The sequence below is a fragment of the Streptomyces sp. NPDC001927 genome (assembly GCF_053594455.1).
In genome coordinates this window covers 424877-447767 of the sequence record NZ_JBSFEN010000002.1, presented here as the reverse complement: position 1 = coordinate 447767, position 22891 = coordinate 424877, and the positions used below count along the sequence as shown (strand labels likewise).

Here is a 22891-nt window from a genome sequence, read left to right as displayed (position 1 = left end):
CGTCGGCCGCTCAGCCGCTCAGCCGCCCAGCAGTTCGGCCGTTCCGCCACTCAGCCGATCACCGTCGGTGCGGCGCCCTCATCGGTGCCCCAGACGTCCTCGTCCTCCTCCTCGGCGAGCCAGCTGGCCCGCTCCCGGTCCGGGGTGCCGTCGTCGCTCTCGGTGGCGGGTCGCCGAGTGGTGGCAGGAGCGAAGGGGACGGCGGATCCGGTGGTGCGGGGGCGGCGACGCGAGCCGTCGGCGAGGTCCTCGTCGTCCGAGGCCGAGGAGCCGTTACGGGCTCCGCCACGGCGCCGGGAGTCGGGGGCGGAGCCGGGCTCGGCCAGGACGTTGCGGGTCCGTTCGTTGGTGCCGCCCTGCCCGCCGGCCGCGCCCGGGGCGCCGCCCATCGGGGCCATCGGCGCCCCCATCGGGCCCATGGGTCCCGTGCCGTCGGCGCCCTGCGCGCCCGAGGCGCCCAACAGTCCCGACGCCGCGAGGGGGTTCAGGAGGTTGCCGTCCGTCCGCGCGGTCGGGGCCGCCGAGAGGCTGGTGGCCGGGTCGGGTCCCGAGCGCAGCGCACCGCCCTCGTAGGGAGTGCTGTCGTACTCCTCGTAGGCGGAGCCGTCGACACCGGAACTCAGGCCGCCGGTCGGACCGTTGAGCGAGGTCGTGGTGCCGGGGGCGTCACCGACACCGGAGACCGTGTTCGGCCCGTTTCGCTCGAACAGGCCGCGCAGGTCGTCCAGTTGGTTCAGCTCGCGGTAGACGTCGATGCCCGGGCGGGGAAGGTTCAGGTCGGTCACGGACAGGCCCGGGTTGAGCTGCTGGACGGTGCTCGTGCCGTCGGGATTCGTGGTGGTGACGCGGCCGGTGTCGGGGTCGACGGTGCGGAGCGTGCCGTCGGGGAAGGTGGTGGTGAGGGTGCCGTCGGCGTTGAGGCGGGTCGTGCTGCCGTCCGGGTTGGTGAACGTCTCGCCCGGGTCGAGCGAGGTGACGGTCTTCCTGCCGTCCTTGCCGGTGACGGTCATGTTCCCGGTCTTCGGGTCGAAGACGCTCATGCTGCCGTCGGGGAAGCGCGTGGTGAGGGTGCCGTCCGGGTTGAGGGACGTCGTGCCGCCGCCGGGGTTGGTGAGCGGGCCGCCGGTCAGATCACCCAGGTTCCCCAGATTCCCCAGGCCGTTCAGGGCGGTCGGCGGGTTCCCCAGGCCGCTGCCGAGGTTGCTGCCCAGGTTTCCGAGCCCGCTGCCCAGACCGCCCAGGCCGCCCAGGCCGCCGGGTCCGTTCAGTGCGGTGGTGAGGCTGTTGCCCAGACCGTTGCCGAGGTCCCCGAGCCCCTCTCCTAGGCCGTTGCCGAGGCTGTTGAGGTTCTCGGTGAGACTGTTGCCGAAGTCGCCCAGGCCGTTGCTCAGGTTCTGGTTGAGGTTCTCGATGTTCTCGCCGAGATTGTCGTTGAGGTTGTTCAGCGTCTCGTTGAGCTGGTTCTGGTTGTTCTCGTTCTGATTCCGCTCGTGGTTCTCGGTGAGGGAGTTCGTGTTCCGGGTCTCCAACAGGTCCTCGAACTCACCCGCGTCGGTGATCCAGTTGTTGTTCAGACTGGACAGGGCGAGGCTGGCCGCGGTGATGAGGGTGACGTCGACGTAGTGGTTCCAGCGGGCGACGGCCGCGTCACCGACCTTCTTCCAGTTCTCGATCTTGTCCAGGTCCCCGTAGGCGGGGTGCAGTTCGACGTACCCGGTGTCGGTGGAGTACTCCGTGCCGCCGTCGGCGTTCGTCTTCGCCAGGATGTACGCGGCGTTGTTGGTGATCACCCAGGCGCTGATCTCGTCGAGGATCTCCAGAAGCCCCCGGTGCGGGTCGTGACGTCCGGTGGAGGCCCAGGAGGTCCAGGCGGTGCGGAGGGATTCGCCCGCGGCGGCGAGATCGCGCTGGGCCTTGAGGACGGACTCGCTGTAGTGGGAACGGGGCGCGTACCCGCTCAGCCCGGTCTGGGTGCTGGTGAACTCCGTCCCGCCGAGCTGATCCACGTAGTTGTCGTAGTTCTGGCGCAGTTGGTGGATCAACTGGTGGAAGATGCCGGCGGCCTGCCCCCGCCAGGCCGCGCCGTCGCTGCCGAATCCGTCCTCCCAGGTCTTGAGGACGGCGGCCTGGTCGACGAGGAACTGCTTGGCCCGGTCGAACGCCGCCGCGGTGGTCTCGAAGGACGCCAGGCTGACCGCCTCGGAGTCGACGACGTTCGCACCGCTCCAGGAGACGCCGCGTGTGGTGAGCGAGCCGCTGAGCAGCGCGTCGAGAGCGATCTTCGAGCCGCTGACGTACTGCGCCACCGGGCCGTTGTTCCACTCGGTGCCCGTGTAGCTGCCCCGGAACGGGCCGCCCGAGACGGTCTCTCCGGCGGACAGCAGCCGGCCACGTCCGTTGCTGTCGGTCTGTACGCCGATCATGATGATCCGGGCCTTGAGCATCCGGACACCGGTGTTGCTGGCGTCATGGGCGCCGTTGCCCTTGCCGGTGTGGTAGAAGACCAGGTCGTAGTCCTGGCCGCTGCTCTTGCCCCAGCCGCTGATCGCCGAGTAGTCGGCCGCGGTGACCGCACGCATGCTGTTCTCGCTCTGGATGTCCAGGCGGAAGAGCGGAATGCCCTCGACGCTCTTGAGGTTCTCGAAGAGCTTCTGGCGGCTGGGCATGGGGAAGCCGGTGAAGAGGGTGACGGCCTGGCCCCAGTAGTCGTCCGGATCGTGGTTGGCGGGCACCGGGTCAGTTCTCCCTCTGGCTGTCGGTCTCCCGCTCGCCGCCGCCGAGGCTGTCGTCGACGTCGGCGAACACGTCGAGGAACTCGGCGGCGTCGATCGACATCAGGCTGGAGCCCTGGGTGTTGAGGAGGGTCCGCAGGGTCTCCCGGAGATTGCGGTCGATGTCCTCGAACAGGTCTTCCTGGTCGGCGAAGACGTTGTCGACCGACTCCGCGGCCTTGCGGACGTTGGCGATCAGGGACTGTCCGTGCACGGCGTCGTCGGCGGCCATGAGACCGATGCCGAGCACGGGGTTCTGCTGGAGGGTGTTCGGATACGTACGGCCGTCCAGGATGCTCTTCAGCGCGCGGATCTCGGTGCCCTGCGAGTCCTTGCGGATCGCGGCGAGGGCGGTGAGAAAGGCCGCGAGGTCCTGGTCCGCGAACGTCCGCAGGGTGGCGGCGTCGAGATGGGTCAGGTCGGGCATGGCGACTGCGTCCTCGGAGGGTCGGAAGGTCCTGAACGGATGGCGGTACGGTCCCAGGGGACAGGCCCTAGCGGCCGACGCGCACGCTCTCCCACATCTGGGTCAGGGAGTTCTCGCTGTAGCGGTAGTTGCCGGAGATGTCCGTGAGCAGGCTCGCGTGCGAGGTCAGCATCGTCTCCATGTTGGTGACGGCCTGGTTCCACGCGGCCTGCTTCTGCTGGTACATGCTGGCGTCGTTGCCGTACCAGGTCTTGGCGAGCTCGTTCAGCTCGGCCTCGAGGGAGGCGAGGGTGCGCGCGATGGCCCGGGTCTGGTGGACCAGGTCGTCGGCGGCGTTGTTCATGTGGGCGTAGTCGACGTAGATGTAACCGTCGGTCAGGTTCTCGGGCACGGTCCCTCGGTTTCGTGTCGTCGTCGAGCGGGGCTTCGTCGAGCGGGGCGTCGTAGGGCAGGGCGTCGTCGAGCCGGCGGGTGATGGCGTCGCGGTGGCGGACCGTCAGCCCATCATCTGGTCGAACGCGGACTGCGACTGCGAATAGGCCTGGTTGATGGCCTCGTTGGCGGATCCCTGCGCCTTGCCGTGCTCGACGAGGCTCATGTTCAACTTCTCGATCATGTCCTGGAGGTTGGCGAGGATGACCTCCGTCTGGTCGCCCCACTGCTCCAGCAGACCGCCGAACTGACCGCCGTCGCTGCCGCCGTAGCCCGTGCCGAGGCCGGAGCGGGTGGAATCCACGTCCTGGCGGCACTTGACGATGCCGCTGAAGGCCAGCTCCAGTGCCTGGATCCCGTTCCGGGTGGCACCTTCCTCAGATTGCTGACCGTTCCCCACAGTCGCTTCGGACATGAAACCGGCCTTCCGTCGTTGGAGTTGGGCAGAGTGATGCTATGGCCATCGCCTGCGCTGTGACCTCAATACTTCTGCTCTTTGAGGTATTTCTGAGCCAGGCCGCGCTCGGGTGCCCGCGCCCCGGTCACGGGTGGTCGGATCCTCTCCCGCAGCCCTCGATCGGCTATACGAGGAAAACCGGCGAAAGGTTCAACTCCCGCTCGAAAAACCGCAGTCCGGCCCCGTGGTGGTGGGCGGGCGCAGACCGCGGGCCGCGCCGGTGTCGAGGTCGGGACCGGACGGCAGCATCGCGAGGAGCCGCGAGGGTACGGCCCCGGCGCTGCCCTCCCCGTAGCCGAGGGCGGTGAGCGCCGCCTGGTCGGGCACCCGGAACTTCACACCGCTGTCGGCGACCAGGTACGTGGTGTCTCCCACCGGCCGCCCGTCGGCCCCCAGGGCCCGCGCGAGGACGCCGCGGCCCGGACGGACCAGGACGGCGTCCACCTTCAGGCAGGCGGGGGCCGTGCTGTCGGCGGAGGGCGGTGTCGCGAGGGCGAGCCCCTGGACCGGCACCAGTTCGGCGGTCACCTGCGGGCCGCCGGACCCCGGCGTGATCCGGGCGCAGAGCGCCGAACCCGCCGGTACGGGAAGGGCGGCGGGCGGGCTCGTGGGCAGCCCGGGCGTCGCGGGCGGACGGCCCTCGGCGCCGGGTGCGAGGTGCTGGGCGAGGACGTCGGCGCCCAGGGTGGTGGCGGCGGGCGCCCCGCCGGCGTACGCGGTACGGGTCGCCGGATCGCCCAGGACGAGGGCGGCCCCGGTGGCGGTCAGCGGCGCCAGGCCCTCCTTGCCGAGGAGATAGTACGGCTGGTCGGTGGTGCCGGGCACGGCGACCCGGAAGACCTGGCCGACGGTGCTCGGGCGGCCGCCCAGTGCGGGGCCCGGAGTTCCCCGGCCGGGCACGGCGGGGGCGGCGAGCACGGGCCCGGTGGCCAGAGCGTCGAGGAAGGCGGCGCTGACGGGGTGGGCGGCGACGGAACCGTAACCGAGCGAGAGCGCCGCCCCGGTGGCCTGGTCCAGGCGGAGGCGGCTGCCCTGCCAGACCAGGTGGCGGACGCCGTCGGGGCCGCTCACGACGAGACCCTGTCCGGCGCCGAGACCGGTGCCGGGAGCGGGCGACCCCGCGGTGAGAACGGTCGACGGGCGGGAGCCGGTGGCGGCCGCGCACACCTGCCAGGCGCCGCTGTCCAGGTTCTTGGCGGTCGGGACCGCGTCGGGCGCGCCCGGTATGCCGGCCGGGGCGCCGAGGGGCGTGCCGACGAGCGACGCGGTGGCCACGTCCTCGGTGGCGAGCTTCCGGCCGCCGACGAGCAGCGCGGACGCGTAGTTGCGCACGGGGCGCAGCCGTCCGTCGAGGTAGAGGTAGCGGGCGCCGGTCTCCCGGTTGACGACGAGCGTGCCGGGCTTGCGCCAGGAGTCGTCGCCCCGGGGCGAGATGAGCCCGAGGACGACGGCGCCCGCGCTGATCAGCACGGCGATGACGAGACCGGTGACCGCGCCCCGGGTCGTACGGCTCAGGGGGCTTTCGGGAGCGTCGGGGTCGGCGAGGAGCATGCCTGAGGTCAGGCGGCCCATGACGAAGGCGTGGGCCTGGACCTGATCGCGCTTGGACTGCACGGGAGCCTTTCCTGCGGGGAGGTGACGGGCTGCTGCTCGGCGTGAGGAGCCTCTCGGCAGGGAAGCCGCTGGGCGTCAGGGCTTCTCCACGCCTGACGGGCTTCTCAGCCGCCCACGGACCGGAGCGCGCCGAAGACCCCGAGCACCCACAGCGTGAGCGGCACCAGGGCGATGGCCAGGGCGGAGTGCAGGAGTTCGGCCGCGCGGCCCCAGTACGGCAGCAGCCGGCGGCCGGGCACGGTCCAGGAGGCGACCGCGAGGGCCGCGGCGACCGCGAACACCCCGGCGAGGAGCAGCGGCCGGTCCTCCGGTCCCACCGCCGCGCCGGCGGCCAGACCGAGCAGGACGGCGCCCCACATGCCGGGGACGACCAGCGCGAGCCGCTGCCGGACGTTGACCAGACCGCGGCCGTGCAGCAGGAGCAGCAGACTCAGTACGGAGGCGGTGAGGACCTCGGCGAGGTCGGGGTGCCGGGCGAGGGGCGTCAGCGCGGCGGCGCACACGGCGCCGGTCGCCGCGTACAGGGCGGTCATCCAGCCGCTCGCGATCTCGGTGCGGGTGGCGACGTCCCGGCCCTGGTAGGGCTCGATGCCCTCCTGGAGCTGCGCGGCGTCGGCCGGCAGCGCGGGCATCCGCATCCCGGAGAGCCGGAAGGCGAGGCCGGGGACGAACGGACCGGTGAGCGCGAGCGCCGCGGCGAGCGCGGCGGCGGCGCCGTCGACGGGGACGTCGAGGGTGTTCATGAGGGCCCCGGCGAGCGCCGTGGCGAGCGCGGCGACGGCGCCCGCCAGGAAGAACGGCGGAGTGACGGCGGCCGCGGCCAGCGCGAGGACGGCACCGGCCGCGCCGGCGGCACCGGCCGCCAGGAGCCGGGCGCCGAGCACATGGTGGGCGTCGGGCCCGGCGATCTCCCCGCCGGGCAGCAGCCAGCCCGCGAGCGCGAGGTGGAGGGCGGCGAGGAAGCCGAGGGTGGCGGCGGCGCCGTGGTCGCCGACAGCCCGGGATGCGGAGGCCGCCCCGGCAAGGAGCAGCAGCCCGGCGGCCCCCGCGACGACGATCCGGGTCGTGACGGGACCGCCTGGCCAGGCGAGCAGGACGAGCCCCAGGGACAGCACGGTGGCGGTCATCCCGATCAGCAGCCGCCGGCCGGCGGCGGGGGACCAGCCGTGCAACCGGTCGCGGGTGACATTGGCTATGCCGTCGACCAGGTCGTCCAGGCGGACGTCCGGCAGGGCCTCGCGCATCGGCCGCAGGAACAGCACCTCACCGTCGCGCACCCCCAGCGTCTCCAGCGTGCCCTCCTCCTCCAAGGGCCGCCCGCCCAGCCGCTGAAGGGTCCAGCCGCCGTGCTCCAGGCCCTCCTCCTCCAGCTCCGCGCCCTCCTCGCCCGCGTACCGCAGGAGGGTCGGCAGCAGGTCCGCCACCGGTACGTCGGCCGGGACGGCGAGGTCGACCGTCCGGGCCGGGGCGCGTACCGTCAGGCGGCACAGGCCCGCGACCGAGGTGTCCGTCATCGGGTCAACTCCCAAGGTGTGTGCGATGGGTGGTGGTCGGTGGTGGTCTGTCCGAGAGTGTGCGGCGCCGGCCGGGTCGGATCGGTCCGCCAGAGCCGCCCCGCGCGGGGCGGATGCAGAGTACTCGGTACTCTGCCCCCGGCACTGACCTTGGGCGATGTCCCTTGCACCCTCCCCAACGTGACCGAGGAGCCTGTGCGTTGAGCGTGGTCCTGTTCCGCCGTCCCGCCCGTCGCCGCGGCCCGGACATGCCCGAGGGCGAGCTGCACCTCCAGGAGCCGCCGACCCTCCCGGAGACGGTGCCCGACACCTCGGCGGTGTGGACGTACCTCCCGATGGCCATGATGTCGGTCTCGATGATGCTGGTCTTCGTCCGGCCCGGCGGCTCCAACAGCGTCTTCACGTACCTCGCGATCGGCATGATGGTGCTCGCGACGGGCGCGATGATGGTCGGCCAGGTCATGCGCCGCAACGGGGAGCGCAAGCAGCGGCTCAGCGGCGAACGCCGCGACTACCTGCGCTATCTGGCCCAGACCAGGCGCAAGGTGCAACGCACCGTCGTGGAACAGCAGTTGGCGCTCGCCTGGCGCCACCCCGATCCGCGCGCGCTGCGGTCCATGGTGCGCACCACCCGGCTCTGGGAGCGGCGGCCCAAGGACGAGGACTTCGGAGAGGTCCGGATCGCCGTCGGCGACCAGCAGCTCGCGATGCGGCTCATCCCCCTGTCGACGCGTCCGGTGGAGGACCTCGAACCGCTCTCGGCGCACGCCCTGCGGCGCTTCATGCGGGCCTACGGCACCGTTCCCGACCAGCCCATCGGCGTCTACCTGCGGTCCTGGTCCCGGGTGCTGCTGCGCGGCGACGCGGCCGTGACGCGGTCGGCGGTCCGGGCCATGCTCAGCCAACTGGCGCTGTTCCACGCGCCGGAGGAGCTGTGGATCGCGGTGTGCGCCTCGGACGAGCGGCGGGGCGAGTGGGAGTGGGTGAAGTGGCTCCCGCACAACCTCCATCCGCAGGAGCAGGACGGCGCGGGCCCCGCCCGGATGGTGACCTCGGCCTTCGAGGACCTGGAGGACCGGCTCGGCGCCGAGTTCACCGAGCGGCAGCACTTCGACCCGGAGGCGCCACCCGGGCGGGACGAGCCGTTCACGGTGATCGTCCTCGACGGGGTGGCGGTACCGGCGGGGCACCGGATCGACGGCGTCGGCTTCCGCAACGCGGTGGTGCTCGACCTGTCGGGCGCGCTCAGCTGGCGGCCGGGCCGGACCACCCTGCGCCTGGAGATGGCGCCCGGCGCGGTACGGCTCGTACGGACCGACCGCAGCCGCAAGGAACAGGCGACGCTCCTCGGACGCCCGGACACCGTCGGACCGATGGCCGCGGAGTCGCTGGCCCGGATGCTGGCCCCGTACCGGATGGGCCTGACGACCGACGCCACCGAGCCGCTCTCCTCGGACGTGCAGCTGACGACCCTCCTGGGCATCCCCGACCTGCACCGGCACGACCCGGCGACGCTCTGGCGGCGGGCCACCGGCGCGGACCGGCTCCGGGTGCCCGTCGCCGTCGGCGCGGACGGGCGCCCCGTCGAGCTGGACATCAAGGAGTCCGCGCAGGGCGGCATGGGCCCGCACGGCATGCTGATCGGAGCGACAGGATCCGGCAAGAGCGAGCTGCTGCGCACCCTGGTGCTCGGCCTGGCCCTCACCAACTCCTCCGAGACGCTCAACTTCGTCCTCGTCGACTTCAAGGGCGGCGCGACCTTCCTCGGACTCGACGGACTGCCGCACACCTCCGCGGTGATCACCAACCTCGCCGACGAAGTGGCCCTGGTCGAGCGGATGCAGGACGCCCTGCACGGCGAGTTGATACGCCGTCAGGAGCTGCTGCGCTCTGCCGGCAACTACACCTCGGCGCTCGAGTACGAGAAGGCGCGGGCGGCCGGCGCGGATCTCGCCCCGCTGCCGAGCCTCTTCGTCGTGGTCGACGAGTTCAGCGAACTTCTCGCCGCACACCGCGAGTTCATGGACCTCTTCGTGATGATCGGCCGGCTCGGCCGCTCCCTCGGCGTCCATCTGCTGCTGGCCTCGCAGCGCCTCGACGAGGGCCGGATGCATCAGTTGGAGAGCCACCTCTCCTACCGGATCGGCCTGCGGACCTTCTCCGCCATCGAGAGCCGCGGCGTGCTGGGCGTCCCCGACGCCCACCAACTGCCCCCGCAGCCGGGCGCCGGATACCTCAAGAGCGGGGTGGAGGCACTGACCCGGTTCCGCGCCGCGTACGTCTCCGGGCCCTACCGCAGGCGGGGCGGCGCGGCCGTCCAGGCCCAGGTGGCCAGCCAGGTCGTGCCGTGGACGGCGGGATGGGTGATCAGCCGCGCCCCCGCCCCCGCACCCGAATCCGAGCCGGCCGAGGGTCAGGAGGAGGCCGAGACCCTGCTGTCGGCGGCCCTGGACCGGCTGCGGGACTCCGGTCCCGCCGCCCACCAGGTGTGGCTGCCCCCGCTGGACCTCCCGCCGGCCCTGAACCGGCTGCTGCCCGCCCTGACCGCCGACCCCGAACGGGGATTGTGCGCGGCGGGATGGCCGGGCGCCGGGCGGCTGCGGGTGCCGGTGGGCCTCGTGGACAAGCCCTTCGACCAGCGCCGGGACCCGCTCCTCGTCGACCTGTCAGGGGCCGGCGGGCACGTGGCGGTGGCAGGCGGTTCGCAGAGCGGCAAGTCGACCCTCGTCCGTACCCTGATCGCGGCCCTCGCCCTCACCCACACCCCGCGCGAAGTGCAGTTCTACTGCCTGGACTTCGGCGGTGGCACGCTGTCACGCCTCGCCGGACTGCCGCACGTCGGCGGGGTCGCCTCGCGCCTCGACGGGGAACGCATCAACCGGACGGTCGCGGAGGTGTCGGCGGTCCTCGCCCACCGCGAGCAGTTCTTCCTCGACCACGACATCGACTCGATGGCCACCTACCGGCGGCGCAGGGCCGCCGGCGAGTTCCCCGACGAACCGCACGGCGACGTCTTCCTGATCGTGGACGGCTGGGCCTCGGTCCGGCAGGACTTCGACACCCTCGTGGCCACCTTCAACCAGTTCGCCACCCGCGGCCTCAACTACGGTGTCCACCTGATCGTGACCACCACACGGTGGGTGGAACTGTCGGCCCAGATCCGCGACCAGTCCGCGACCCGCCTCGAACTGCGCCTCGGCGACACCATGGACTCGGTGGTCGACATCCGCAAGGCCGCGTCCGTGCCGCGCACCGGCGGCCGGGGACTGACCACCGAGGGGAAGCTGCACTTCCTCGCCGCGCTGCCCCGGGTGGACGGCCTGGAGACCACCGACGACCTCACCGAAGGGGTCGCCGACCTGGTCCAGCGGGTCGCCGAGGCCTGGCAGGGCCCGCCGGCCTCGCCCGTACGGATGCTTCCGCACCGGCTCCCGGCCGGTGAACTCCCCGCCCCTGAGCGGACGGAGGGCCTGCGGCTCGCGCTCGGCCTGGACGAGGAGAACCTCGGGGCGGTCTGGCACGACTTCGCGCGCACCCCGCACCTGATCGTGGTCGGCGACACCGAGAGCGGCAAGACCAACCTGCTGAAACTCGCGGCCCGCGCCATCACCGACCGCTATCGACCCGACGAGGTCCGGGTGCTCGTCGTCGACTACCGGCGCGAACTCCTCGACGCGGTCCCACCGGAGTACCGGCTCGGCCACGCCGTCTCCATGAACGTGCTCAAGGAACTGGTCGGCGGCGTGACCCGCGCGCTCGACACCCGCCGCCCAGGACCGGAGATCTCTCCCGACCGGATGCGGCTCGCGGACTGGTGGCGCGGGCCCCGGCTCTTCGTGCTCGTGGACGACTACGACATGGTGGGCGCGTCGGGCAGCACCCTGGACCACCCCTTCGCCCCCCTCTTCGACCACCTGGCCCTCGGCCACGAGGTGGGCGTGCACATCGTCGTCGCCCGCTCGGCGACGGGCGCGGGCCGCGGCATGAACGACCCACTCCTGCGCCGCCTGAGCGAGGTCAACACCCCGTCCCTGCTGCTGTCGTGCCCCCCGTCGGAGGGCTTCGTCTTCGGCACGGTCCGCCCCCGCAACCTTCCCCCGGGCCGGGCACTCCACTTCGTACGGCGCAAGTCGGGGCTCATCCAGACGGGGTTGGTCGAGTAGGCGCCGGGCCGAGGGGCGTTGTTACGGGACGGAGGCGGTGGCGGGGGCGCGTCGGCGCCGGCGGGCGCGGGCGACCGCGGTGGCCCAGGCCGCCGCGAGGAGGACCGCCACCGCCCCGGCCGCCAGGAGGCGGCCGCGGAGAACGGCCCGCTCCGCCGCGCCTGTGTCGGGCAGGGTGACGGGACCGGCCGCCGGGATCGCCGGGCTCGCCGCCGGGCCGGTCGTGCCGACGGCGGTGACGGCCGCGTACGGGTCCAGGCGTGGCACGTCGGCCGGGTAGGCGGTGGCCGTCAGCCGGGCGGCGACCCCGTCGGCGTCGAGCCCGGGATACGCGGCGCGTACGAGGGCGGCCGCCCCGGCGGTGTACCCGGCGGCGAGCGAGGCGCCCGAGCCGATGTAGTGCCCGGGGCCGGAGGGCCCGGAGCCGATCACCCCGGAGCCGGGCGCGGCCAGGTCGGCACTGAGCGGGAGCAGGGCGCCGCGCGGCCGGGCGCCCTTCACACCGACGTCCACCACGGCCAGTACCCCGGGTTCGGCGGCCGGCCAGTAGGCGCGCGGTGCCGGATCCGCGGTGGCCGCACCGGGCGGCGGCGTGGGCGCGGCGTCGGGCACGGCCGGGGCGACGACCAGCACGTCACGGGAGCGCGCGTACGCCACGGCGTCGCCGACGGCCTTGTCCCGGGCCGGGAACGCGGCCGACACGGTCAGGACGCGGGCGCCCGCGTCGACGGCCGCCCTGATGCCGGCGGCCACGGCGGGAGCCGTGGCACCGCCGCGCGGCCCCGTACCGGACACGGCAAGGACGCGGGCCTTCGGGGCGACCCCGGCGAAGCCGACGCCCTTCACGGGCCCGGCGGCGATCAGGCTCGCGACGAACGTGCCGTGCCCGACACAGTCCTGGCCCGCCGTGCCGAGCGCGGTGACCCGGCCCGCGAGGGCCGACGCCGCCGTGGAGACACCGGTGTCGACGACGGCGACGGTCACCCCGTCCCCCTGAGTCAGGGGCCAGGTCCTGGCCAGCGCGAGGGACCGCTGCTCCCAGGGCACGGCCTTGGCCTCCTGCTGGGAGGCGGCCGCGCAGGGCGCCTTGTCGGGCAGGGCCGAGGCCAGCACCGGCAGCAGAACGGTGTCCCGCCCGGGCAGCGCCGCGGACAGCCCACCGTCCAGGGCCGGTGTCGTCCCGCTCGCGGCCGCGGCCGGCACCGTGCCGGCCGCCGTGAGGGCGAGCGCGGCGACGAACCGTACGGCCACGAGCCGCGCGGCGACGCCCGGGACCCGTCCCGCCGCGCTCACGCGTGCCCCGCGACGGCCGGAACGTCCTCGGGCAGCAGCAGGCTCAGGTCGTCGACGGTCGGCGCGTCCAGGACGCTGATCCGGCCCGCCTGACGGGTCATCATCTCCTCCAGCATCCGCCTCGCCAGCCGCCCGTTGCCGAAGCTCCGGCCACGGGGCAGCGCGTCGAAGTGGACCCGGAGCACCTCGGCCGTGCCGGGCGCGCAGACGTAGCCCCCGACAGCCGCCTGCTCGGCGACGATGGTCACCAGCTCCTCGGAGCTGTAGTCGGCGAACCGCACCCGGCGCGAGAAGCGCGAGGACAGGCCCGGGTTGGAGGCGAGGAACCCGTCCATTTCCTCGGTGTACCCGGCGACGATGACGACGACCTCGTCCCGGTGGTCCTCCATGAGCTTCAGCAGGGTGTCGACGGCTTCCTGCCCGAAGTCCGACCCGCTGCCGCCCGGGGTGAGCGTGTAGGCCTCGTCGATGAACAGCACGCCGCCCAGGGCCCGTTCGAAGCACTCCTTGGTGAGCTGGGCGGTGTGACCGACGTAGCGGCCGACCAGATCGGCGCGGGCGACCTCCACGACCTGGCCGCGCGGCAGGATGCCCAGGCCGACGAGGAGCTCGCCGTAGAGCCGGGCGACGGTCGTCTTGCCCGTACCCGGCGGACCGGTGAAGACGAGATGGTGGCTGAGCCGGGGTGCGGGCAGCCCGGCCGCCTCACGACGCCTGGTCGCCTCGATCAGGTTGACCAGACTCGTCACATCGCTCTTCACGGCCTCAAGGCCCACCATGGACCGCAGCCGGGCGAGCGGGTCCTCCTCCGTGCCGTCGCCGGTGGAGCCGGGGACCTCGACCCCGACGTCCTCCGGGAGAAGAAGGGTGAGGTCGTGCTCGGAGGCCGCGGGCAGCGCGGCGAGCCGCACCGCCTGCCGGTCCACCATCTCCTCGAACACCCCGCGCGCCGCACGGCCGTTGCCGAACGTGGCGTCGCGCGGCATCCGCTCGTAGTGGACCGCGAGCGCCCGGCGGGTCGCATCGGCCAGTTCGTAGCGGTGCCGGGCGCAGATCGTCTCGGTGATGGCGAGGAGTTCGGGGACGGTGTAGTTCTCGAACTCGACGGTCCGTGAGAACCGGGAGGCCAGACCGGGGTTGGAGCCGAGGAACGACTGCATCTCGGCGGAGTACCCGGCGGCCACGACCACCACGTCCTCGCGGTGGTCCTCCATCAGCTTCAGCAGCGTGTCCACCGCCTCCCGGCCGAAGTCGGCGCCCGAACCCCGCCCGCCCGACACGAGGGTGTAGGCCTCGTCGATGAACAGCACCCCACCCAGGGCCCGTTGGAACGCCTCGGTGGTCTTGATGGCGGTCCCGCCGACGATCTGCGCCACGAGGTCGGCCCGGGCCACCTCGACCAGATGCCCGGAGCGCAGCGCGCCGAGTTCGGCCAGGACCGCTCCGTAGAGCCGGGCGACGGTCGTCTTGCCGGTGCCGGGAGGGCCGGCGAAGACCAGATGGCGGCTCATGGGCGGCACGGGCATGCCAAGCCCCGCACGGCGCTGGGCGAGCTGGGTGAGGCTGACCAGCGTACGGACCTGCTGCTTGACGTTCTCGAGGCCGATCAGCGCCTCCAGTTCGGCGAGCGGCCCGTGGTCGACACCGGCCCTCGCGGCGCCGGCCGGGTCGGTGCCGGCGGCGTCGCCGCTGCCCCAGGCGTCGCGGGCGCCGTTGCCCGTGCTCGTCAGGTCCTCGACGGAGAGCCGGTCGCCGGGCCGGGTCTGGACCAGGCCACTGCCCCGGTTGTCGCGCGCGGTGCAGCTCGTGAGCGTGACACGACCGGTCGACTCCACGCGGAAACCGTCCGCCGCGCCGTCGGACGCCTCACAGAGGTTCAGCGCGCCCGTGGAGCCGTCGGCGAGAACGAACCCGTGACCGCCCGCCTCCGAGACGCGAACCCGCGTGGCGGTCAGCGCGCCACCCTTCTCCACCTCGACGCCCGCGCCCGTGGCCGCGCCGATCTCGCAGTCGCGCACGGTGGCCGTGGCCCCCTGACCGACGACGAGCCCCGCACCCCGAGGGCCGCGCACGGCAGCGCCGGCCAGATGGACGGCCGCCTCCTCCCCGACCCGTACCCCGTCGCCGGCGGGCTGGAGGAACTCGCAGTCCTCGAGCCGCGCCCGGGCAGCGCCGAGAACCTCGGCGCCCGGCCCCTGGACGCCACTGATCCTGGCCCGCCGAACCAGCGGACCGGCCCCGCCCCCGACCCGTACCCCCGCCTCGGTCGCACCGTCCACGGCCAGCCGGTCGAGCTCGGCCAGCGAATCCCCCTCCAGCAGCACGGCGGTGGACTCACAGTCCCGTACGGTCAGCCCGAGGAACACCGGGCCCGCCGTGTCGGCCACCCGCAGCCCAGGGCTCTGCGCGCTCTCGATCAGACAGTCCTCGAACGTCCCCCGCGCGCGATCGGTGACGAGAATGCCGTGCCCGGAGGTGCGCGCGGTGCGGCAGCGCGTCACCTGCGGGTCGGCGGCGCCGGACAGCACGATCGCGGGCCCGCTGGTCCGGGTGACCTGCAGGTCAGTGACCCGGATGCGGCCCGAGCCGGTGATGTGCAGGGCGGTCGCGGTGTCATGGACGGCGGTGCGGGCGACCGTCACCGAGCAGCGCTCCTCCAGGGCGACGGCGGGCTTGTCGGTGCCGGAGAGTTCACAGTCCTCCACGGTCGCGCGGGCGTCACCGTTGACCAGGACGCCGTTGGCGCGGGCGTGGCGTACGGAGCAGTCGCGGACCACCACGTTGCCCTGCTCGCCCGCCACGATGCCGGTGGTGCCGAGGTGTTCGAGGACGGAGGAGGCGACGGAGCTCTCCTCGGACGAGGTGACGACGACGCCCGCGCCGCCCGGGTTGCTGACCCGGCTGTCCCGTATCGCGACCGACCCCGAACCCCGGGCGAGCACCGCGGTCCACGCGGCCCCGCTCACCTCGCAGCCGTCCATGGCCAGTTGACCGCGCGGGACGTCGACGACGGGCAACTCCTCGTCCCGGCCCCGGATCACCAGATCGGTCAGCATCACCGAGTCGGCCCGCAGGGCGACGGCCACACCGTCACGCGGGGCTATCTCGACGGTGCCGCGCGCCTGTTCGGCGACGATGGTCACCCGCACCGTGACGACCAGGTTCTCCGCGTACGTCCCGGGCCCCACGCTGATCACCGCGCCGTTGCGCGCACGCGCCAGCGCCTCGCCGATCGTGGCGCACCGTTCGGGTCCCGGCTCGGGGCCGACGGTCAGTAGCTGGCGAGACACGCCGGGACCTCCTGATCTGGCCCCCGGCGACGCGCGCTGCCCCCGGACGGCCCACCTGTATGGGTACGCACGCACATCATGCCGCCTCATCACCGAGACATGAGCGGGGGAGGCGGCCGGCAGCCGATCGTTCCGAGGAAGAGGCACGCTGTGATCAGGTTTCACCTGATCGGGGACTGTGCGCGGTGGCCCGGAGCTGGCTTTCATGGGCCCGGTGTCCCGCATGTGGCGGCGCACGTGTTCTTCCCGAGACTTCGCGTGAGGTGATCCTGAGATGGCGACCGACAGGTACGGCCACTTCCTGTACGAGGGGACGGCGGAGGGGGCGGCGTACCTGGACCGGGCCGTGGAATCCCTGCTGTTCTTCCGCCCCGCGGTGACCCCGGCCGTCGAGGGCCTGCTCGCGGCCGACCCGGCCTCGCCGTTGGGGCAGGCTTTCGCGGCCTACCTGGGGGTGCTGGGGACCGAGCCGACCGATGCCGCGGCCGCGCGGCGCCGGTTCACCGCGTACGCCTCGGGACTGGACCGTACGGCGCTCCCATCGCGTGAGCGTCTGCACACGGCCGCGGCCGAAAGCCTCCTCGCCGGGGACCTGTTGGGGGCCGGCAGCGTCCTGGAGCAGCTCACCCTGGCGTACCCGCGGGACGCGCTGGCCCTCTTCGTGGGACACCAGCTCGACTTCCTGACCGGCGACGCCGTGCGCCTGCGCGACCGGGTCGGCGGCGCCCTGTCCGCCTGGGACCCGGACGATCCCCACCTCGGGCCGCTCCTTGGCATGTACGCCTTCGGTCTGGAGGAGGCGGGACACTACGACCGCGCCGAGGAGGTCGGCAGGGCCGCGGTCGAACGCCATCCCGACGACGTGTGGGCCATCCACGCGGTCACGCACACGTACGAGATGCGGGGCCGGTACGCCGACGGCATCGCCTACTTCGACATGCGGACCGGGGACTGGTCGGGCGACAACTTCCTCGCGGTGCACAACTGGTGGCACTACGCGCTGTTCGCGCTGGAGGCGGGCGACACCGAGACCGCGCTGCGCGTCTACGACGAGACCCTGCACAACGAGACGTCCGCCAGCCTGGCCATGGAACTCCTGGACGCGGCCGCCCTGTTGTGGCGCTTCCGCCTGGCGGGCTCCGACCAGACTCCGCGCTGGGAGGCGCTCGCCGACGCGTGGTCGGCGCGGGCCGACCCGCCGTTCTACGCCTTCAACGACGTGCACGCCGTCATGGCGTACGTCGGCGCCGACCGTCAGGCCGAGGCCGAGCGGCTCATCGCCGACCGCAGGCGGTGGCTGGAGCAGACCCGTGCGGGCGTCCTGACCAACGACACGATGACGGCGGAGATCGGCCTTCCGGTCTGCCGGGCCCTACTCGCCCACGCGCGCGGCGACCACGCCGGCGTCGTGGAGTTGCTCTGGCCGCTGCGCCGCCGGCTCCACGAGTTCGGAGGCAGCCACGCCCAGCGTGACGCCGTCCAGAAGACCCTCCTCGAATCGTCGTTGAGCGCAGGACGGCACGACCTGGCCCGCCTCCTGATCAGCGAGCGGATCGGACTGCGACCGGACAGCCCGTACAACCGACTGAGCCAGTCCCGCCTCACCGCCGCACTGGGCGAGGCGGCGGAGTCCGCAGCCGTGCGGTCGGCGTGAGCCCTGGCACGGGTGTGTGTCCTGACGCCGTGGAGGGACGGCGGCACGGCCACGGCCAGGCCCTGGAGTTCGGCGTCGGTCAGCCGGACGCCATGTCCAACCAGGGCCGGCGTCCCGGACCCGTCGGGTGGGTCCCGGTGTTGCCCATGACCACCGAGTACAGGCTGGTCTCCGCGGTGATGAAGAGACGGTTGCGCTTGGCACCGCCCCAGGAGATGTTCGCGACCGCCTCGGGGACGTTGAGCCGGCCGATCAGGGTGCCGTCGGGGTCGTAGCAGTGCACGCCGTCGTCCATCGCGGCGACCCAGAGCCGACCGCCGTCGTCGAAGCGGAGGTTGTCGAAGCGGGCCGTCTCGCGGGCGCTCGCTTCGGCGAAGACGTCGCTGTCGGAAAGGGTGCCGTCGTCGCGTACGTCGAAGACCCGGATGACGCCCGCCCGGGTGTCGGAGACGAAGAGCTGCCGCTCGTCGGCGGAGAAGACCAGGCCGTTCGGGGCGCCGAAGCAGTCCGCGACCAGCCGCACCTCGCCCGTGGCCGGGTCGATCCGGTAGACGTTGTTGGCGCCGATCTCACTCTCCGCGCGGTATCCCTCGTAGTCGCTGGTGATGCCGAAGTCCGGATCGGAGAACCAGATCGAACCGTCGGACTTCACGGTCGCGTCGTTCGGGCTGTTCAGCCGCTTGCCCTGCCACCGGTCGGCCAGCACGGTGACGGTGCCGTCGTGCTCGGTCCGGGTCACTCTGCGATTGCCCTGCTCACAGGTGATCAACCGGCCCTCGCGGTCGAGGGTGTTGCCGTTGGTGTACCCGGCGGATCGGCGGAAATGGCCGACCGCGCCGGTCTCCTCGTCCCACCGCAGCATCCGGTCGTTGGGGATGTCGCTCCAGACGAGCTGGCGCCAGGCGGGCACGTAGACCGGTCCCTCGGCCCAACGGCAGCCGGTGAACAGGACCTCCAGCGCGTCGTCACCGTTCATGCACCTCCCCGTGCGGAACCGGTCGTCCAGCATCTCGTACAGCCCGGGGCGCTCGCCGCTCATGGAGTCCACTCCTCACGAAACCTGCCACGTACCGAATCTGAATCGGCCTCAGCGGCATGTTGCAAGATGACGTACTGTTCTGGCCAGTCCCACCCGAACGGAGAGTTGTGGATCACATAGATCGGGCGCTGTTGGAGCAACTCCAACAGGACGCCACCCAGTCCTACGCCGCACTCGGCCGGGCCGTCGGTCTGTCCGCCGGCGCCGCCCACGAGCGGGTACGGAAGCTGCGCGAGCGAGGCGCGATCCGGCGTACCACCGTCGATGTGGACCCGGCCGCCGTCGGCAGCGCCGTCCTGGCCTACGTGATGGTCGACTCGACGTCGTGGATGGGGGATTCGGGACAGGACTTCGCCGCGCTCCCCGAGGTCCTGGAGGCGCACGTCATCGCCGGGAGCGCCTCGGTGCTGGTGAAGGTCAGGACCGCGACGACCGAGCAACTGCAGGATGTGCTGCGCCGGATCTACGCCATCGACGGGGTCAGCGGGACGCAGGCCACCGTGGTCCTGGAGACCTTCTTCGAGCGACCGCTCTCGCCGCTCACCGCCGACCAGGTGTGACTTCCTCGACCGGGCCTTCGTTACGACTCGGGGCGTCCCGCCCGGGATTCGCCGCTCCGTGTGCCAACGAGCGAGAATGCTCGCCATGTTGTCGAACCGCCGCATGCCAGGATGTCGATCGTGACTGAACTGTCCTCCGAGCCCGTCGCCGAAACCAGCCCTCCTCCCGCCCGCGGCATGGGACCCCGCACCGCCGCCGTGCTCGTGTTCGGGTCGTCGGCCGCGGTCCTGGTCGTGGAGATCGTCGCTCTGCGGCTCCTGGCTCCCTACCTCGGCCTCACCCTCGAGACCAGCACCGTGGTGATCGGGATCGCCCTCGCCGCCATCGCCGCCGGTTCCTGGCTGGGTGGACGCTTCGCCGACCAGCTCGATCCGCGCAGGCTCATCGGCCCCTCGCTCGGGGTGTCGGGAGTGGTCGTCGCGCTCACCCCCGCCGCGCTGCGCACCACCGCGGAGTGGGCGCCGGGGCTGCTCCTGTTGACCGCGATGCTGACCATCCTCGTGCCCGGCGGGCTTCTCTCGGCGGTGACGCCGTTCGTGACCAAGTTGCGTCTGACCAGCCTCGCTGAGACGGGGACGGTGGTCGGGCGACTGTCCGGCGTCGGCACCCTCGGCGCCATCGTCGGTACGGTCCTCACCGGGTTCGTCCTCGTCGCGCGGTTGCCGGTCAGCGGCATCCTGATCGGCCTGGGATCGATGCTGGTCGTGGGCGCGGCCCTGTTCGAGTGGCGGACGCGCGGCTGGAGGGGCACGTCCGCCCTGGCCCTCGCGGTCGTGGCCGGCGGCCTCGCCACCCTGGTCGCGCCCGGTGGCTGTGACACCGAGACCAGGTACCACTGCGCACGGGTCGTCGCGGACCCCGACCGGAGCGGCGGCCGGACCCTCGTTCTGGACGGCGTGCGGCACTCCTATGTCGACGTCGACGACCCGACCCACCTGGAGTTCGCGTACGTGCGCGCCATCGCGGCCGTGGTCGACGCCGCCTTCCCGGCGCGTGAGCCGCTCGCCGCCCACCACGTGGGCGGCGGTGGGCTCACCTTCCCCCGGTACCTCGCGGCAACGCGGCCCGGAACGCACAGCCTGGTGTCCGAGATCGACGGCGGGGTCGTGGCCATCGACCGCGACGACCTGGGGCTGAAAGCTCAGGACGGCATCGACGTACGCGTCGAGGACGGCAGGCTCGGCCTGCGGCGACTGGACGCCGCGAGCCGTGACGTCGTCGTCGGCGACGCCTTCGGGGGAGTCAGCGTGCCGTGGCACCTCACCACGGCGGAAGCGATGGCCGAGGTACGGCGGGTCCTCGACGAGGACGGGGTGTACGTCGCCAACCTCATCGATCACGGCGCTCTGGCCTTCGCGCGTGCCGAAGTGGCCACCCTCAGCGCGACCTTCGAGCATGTCGCCGTCGTCGGCGAACCCGCGGACATCGGCCTCGATCCGACCGCGACCTCCAGGGGCGGCAATCTGATCGTGCTCGCCTCCGACCGTAAGGTCGACCTGCGCGCGGCCCAGGAAGGGTTGGACGCCCGGCGGACCGGCTGGAAGATCGCCACCGGCGACGACCTGACCTCCTGGGTCGGCGATGCCCGACAGCTCACCGACGATCACGCACCCGTCGACCAGCTCCTCCAGCCCTACAAGCCCACGGAGCGGTAGCGGTAGGGGAGGCCCGCCGGACACCCCCGACCCTCGGCACGCGGATCAGCAGCCGCGGCACCACGAGACCGAGCCGACTCGCCACGGGAACCGCGGAGACTCCCCCAGGGGAAGCTCCAAGGAGCGACCGGGGTTCGTGCACGTGCCCTCCCGGAACACGTAGTACGCCCGCCCGGAGTTGTTGATGACCGATCCGGGCGACTTCTCGACGAAGTCGACACAGCCGTTCGGCTCCTCGTTCGGCTCGGCCGGGCCGCCCCACCGGAAGCCCTGGAAGTCCGCGCCTTCCCACAGGCAGATGTGGCCCGCCGGGCAATCCGCCCTCGGTGCCGACGGCAGTGCGGAAGCCGCGTGGGCGACCGTCGTGGCGGACATCACGACCACCGTCGTGATCAGTGTGGTCAGAACGTTCCTGACGCGCATGAGAGCTCCCAGGTTCGGTGGGCGGGTCGAGCTGACCCTGAACGCCGGACGGTGGTCGTGAGCGCCCCCGAGGCGACCCGGTGCACGGCGCTCTCCACGGCCGCGGGCAGGCGCCGGACGAGGCCCGCGCGCCGTCGCGTACGGTAGCGAACTCTTGCCGCGGAAGAGGTGATCGACGCGGCGGCTCGCTCGGAACCACCACGAGCAGTCAGAAGTTCGCGGCGGCGCAGGCGGCCCGACCCGCCGCTACGGAAGGACCGATCCTGAACGCCCAGTCGGCGGAGACGCTGTCCGTGGTCCTGCTCGTCCTCGTCCTCGCCTGCGCGGTCGTCCGGCCCTTCGGTCGGTCGGAAGCGGTCGTGGCCGTCCCGGCCGCGGTCGTGGTGGTCGCGACCGGGGCCATCTCCTTCGACGAGGCGCTGGCCGAGGCGGAACGACTGGGGCCGGTGATCGGCTTCCTCGCGGCCGTTCTGGTGCTGGCGCAGCTCTGCGACGACGAGGGGCTGTTCCAGGCCTGCGGGGCCTGGATGGCGCGTACGGCGGCGGGCCGGCCACGCCGACTGCTGGCCCAGGTGTTCCTCGCCGCCTCGTCGATCACGGCCGTGCTCAGCCTGGACGCCACGGTGGTGCTGCTCACGCCCGTCGTGTTCGTCACCGCCGCCCGTATCGGCGCACGCCCCAAGCCGCACGTCCACGCCTGCGCCCACCTGTCGAACACGGCCTCCTTGCTGCTGCCGGTCTCCAACCTGACCAACCTGCTGGCGTTCGCGGCGAGCGGACTGACCTTCACCCGGTTCGCCGCGCTGATGGCCCTGCCCTGGGCGGCGGCGATCGCCGTCGAGTACCTGGTCTTCCGGCGGTTCTTCGCCACCGACCTGGACGCCGGAGCCGAGGCCCCGACCGCCGTCGAACCGCCGCCGCTGCCGCTGTTCGCCCTCCTGACCGTGGGCTGCACGCTCGCCGGCTTCGTGCTGACCTCGGTGATCGGCATCGACGCGGCGTGGGCCGCCCTGGCGGGCGCGCTGGCCCTGGCCGTACGGGCCCTGATCCGGCGCCGCACCACTCCGCGGGCGCTGGTGCGCTCCGCCTCCGTGCCCTTCCTCGCCTTCGTGCTGGCCCTCGGGATCGTCGTCCTCGCGGTGGTGGAGAACGGTCTCGACGACGCGCTGGGCCGGTTGATCCCCCAGGGCACGGGACTCCCGGAGCTGTTCGCCCTCGCCGCTCTGGCCGCCGTCCTCGCGAACGTCATCAACAACCTGCCCGCCGTCCTGGTGTTGCTGCCGTTGGCCGCCCCGTCGGGACCCGGCGCCGTTCTCGCCGTCCTGCTCGGGGTCAACATCGGCCCCAACCTGACCTACGCCGGGTCGCTGGCCACCCTGTTGTGGCGGCGTATCGTCCACGCGCACGACGGTGAGGTGGAGCTGAAGGAGTTCACCCGGCTCGGCGTGTACGCCGTACCCGCCAGCCTGGCCGCCGCCGTCCTCGCGCTCTGGCTCTCGCTGACCGTCATCGGAGCGGGCTGACCCCGGCGCACGATGTTCGGGAAGGTCTTCGATTCGAAGGTGTCCCGTTGTACAGTGAAGGCCGCCCCTGACCTG

Annotated in this window: 15 protein-coding genes; 5 read left to right on the top strand and 10 right to left on the bottom strand. The window is 72.6% G+C overall.

Annotated elements, in window-relative coordinates; translation table 11 throughout:
• Positions 1–50 precede the first annotated feature (50 nt).
• From ACWCO8_RS06615 to eccD, 6 genes are all read right to left on the bottom strand, one after another.
• Positions 51–2732, bottom strand: coding sequence for an AAWKG family protein (locus tag ACWCO8_RS06615; protein WP_451031244.1), 2682 nt, complete (start codon positions 2730–2732; stop codon positions 51–53).
• A 4-nt stretch (positions 2733–2736) separates the two neighbouring features.
• Positions 2737–3198, bottom strand: a complete 462-nt coding sequence (locus tag ACWCO8_RS06610) for a type VII secretion system-associated protein (protein WP_451031243.1) — start codon at positions 3196–3198, stop codon at positions 2737–2739.
• 67 nt (positions 3199–3265) lie between these two features.
• Complete coding sequence (locus ACWCO8_RS06605) at positions 3266–3589, bottom strand: WXG100 family type VII secretion target (RefSeq protein WP_451031242.1); 324 nt, start codon at positions 3587–3589, stop codon at positions 3266–3268.
• A gap of 105 nt (positions 3590–3694) precedes the next feature.
• Positions 3695–4045: a hypothetical protein gene (locus ACWCO8_RS06600; RefSeq protein WP_451031241.1), complete on the bottom strand. Its 351-nt coding sequence runs from the start codon at positions 4043–4045 to the stop codon at positions 3695–3697.
• A gap of 192 nt (positions 4046–4237) precedes the next feature.
• A complete protein-coding gene (gene eccB, locus ACWCO8_RS06595; RefSeq protein ID WP_451031240.1) occupies positions 4238–5701 on the bottom strand; it encodes a type VII secretion protein EccB in 1464 nt (487 codons plus the stop codon).
• Positions 5702–5805: 104 nt separating this feature from the next.
• Positions 5806–7215 (bottom strand): type VII secretion integral membrane protein EccD, encoded by a 1410-nt coding sequence (gene eccD, locus ACWCO8_RS06590; protein WP_451031239.1) that lies wholly within the window; start codon positions 7213–7215, stop codon positions 5806–5808.
• 248 nt (positions 7216–7463) lie between these two features.
• Here eccD and eccCa point away from each other — a divergent pair, with 248 nt between their 5' ends.
• Positions 7464–11378, top strand: a complete 3915-nt coding sequence (eccCa, locus tag ACWCO8_RS06585; RefSeq protein WP_451031439.1) for a type VII secretion protein EccCa — start codon at positions 7464–7466, stop codon at positions 11376–11378.
• Positions 11379–11399: 21 nt separating this feature from the next.
• On the opposite strand, the gene ACWCO8_RS06580 is transcribed toward eccCa, so the two are convergent.
• Together ACWCO8_RS06580 and ACWCO8_RS06575 are read right to left on the bottom strand one after the other, a co-directional pair.
• Positions 11400–12671 (bottom strand): S8 family serine peptidase, encoded by a 1272-nt coding sequence (locus ACWCO8_RS06580; protein ID WP_451031238.1) that lies wholly within the window; start codon positions 12669–12671, stop codon positions 11400–11402.
• The gene (locus ACWCO8_RS06575; protein ID WP_451031237.1) at positions 12668–15961 is read right to left on the bottom strand and encodes a right-handed parallel beta-helix repeat-containing protein; all 3294 of its coding nucleotides are present in this window, start codon (positions 15959–15961) and stop codon (positions 12668–12670) included. Before ACWCO8_RS06575 ends, ACWCO8_RS06580 begins: the two co-directional genes overlap by 4 nt.
• Positions 15962–16235: 274 nt before the next feature.
• Here ACWCO8_RS06575 and ACWCO8_RS06570 point away from each other — a divergent pair, with 274 nt between their 5' ends.
• Complete coding sequence (locus ACWCO8_RS06570) at positions 16236–17615, top strand: tetratricopeptide repeat protein (protein WP_451031236.1); 1380 nt, start codon at positions 16236–16238, stop codon at positions 17613–17615.
• Between the two features lie 79 nt (positions 17616–17694).
• Here the strand turns inward: ACWCO8_RS06570 and ACWCO8_RS06565 are convergent, their stop codons facing one another.
• Positions 17695–18654, bottom strand: a complete 960-nt coding sequence (locus ACWCO8_RS06565) for an SMP-30/gluconolactonase/LRE family protein (RefSeq protein ID WP_451031235.1) — start codon at positions 18652–18654, stop codon at positions 17695–17697.
• Positions 18655–18761: 107 nt separating this feature from the next.
• Here ACWCO8_RS06565 and ACWCO8_RS06560 point away from each other — a divergent pair, with 107 nt between their 5' ends.
• Entirely contained in the window at positions 18762–19214 is a 453-nt protein-coding gene (locus ACWCO8_RS06560) for an Lrp/AsnC family transcriptional regulator (protein WP_451031234.1), read from the top strand.
• A gap of 111 nt (positions 19215–19325) precedes the next feature.
• The gene (locus ACWCO8_RS06555) at positions 19326–20870 is read left to right on the top strand and encodes a fused MFS/spermidine synthase (RefSeq protein ID WP_451031233.1); all 1545 of its coding nucleotides are present in this window, start codon (positions 19326–19328) and stop codon (positions 20868–20870) included.
• Between the two features lie 45 nt (positions 20871–20915).
• On the opposite strand, the gene ACWCO8_RS06550 is transcribed toward ACWCO8_RS06555, so the two are convergent.
• Positions 20916–21293, bottom strand: a complete 378-nt coding sequence (locus ACWCO8_RS06550; RefSeq protein ID WP_451031232.1) for a peptidase inhibitor family I36 protein — start codon at positions 21291–21293, stop codon at positions 20916–20918.
• Positions 21294–21556: 263 nt separating this feature from the next.
• Between ACWCO8_RS06550 and ACWCO8_RS06545 the strand changes: the two genes are divergently transcribed.
• A complete protein-coding gene (locus ACWCO8_RS06545) occupies positions 21557–22816 on the top strand; it encodes an SLC13 family permease (protein ID WP_451031438.1) in 1260 nt (419 codons plus the stop codon).
• The last annotated feature ends 75 nt before the right edge of the window (positions 22817–22891 follow it).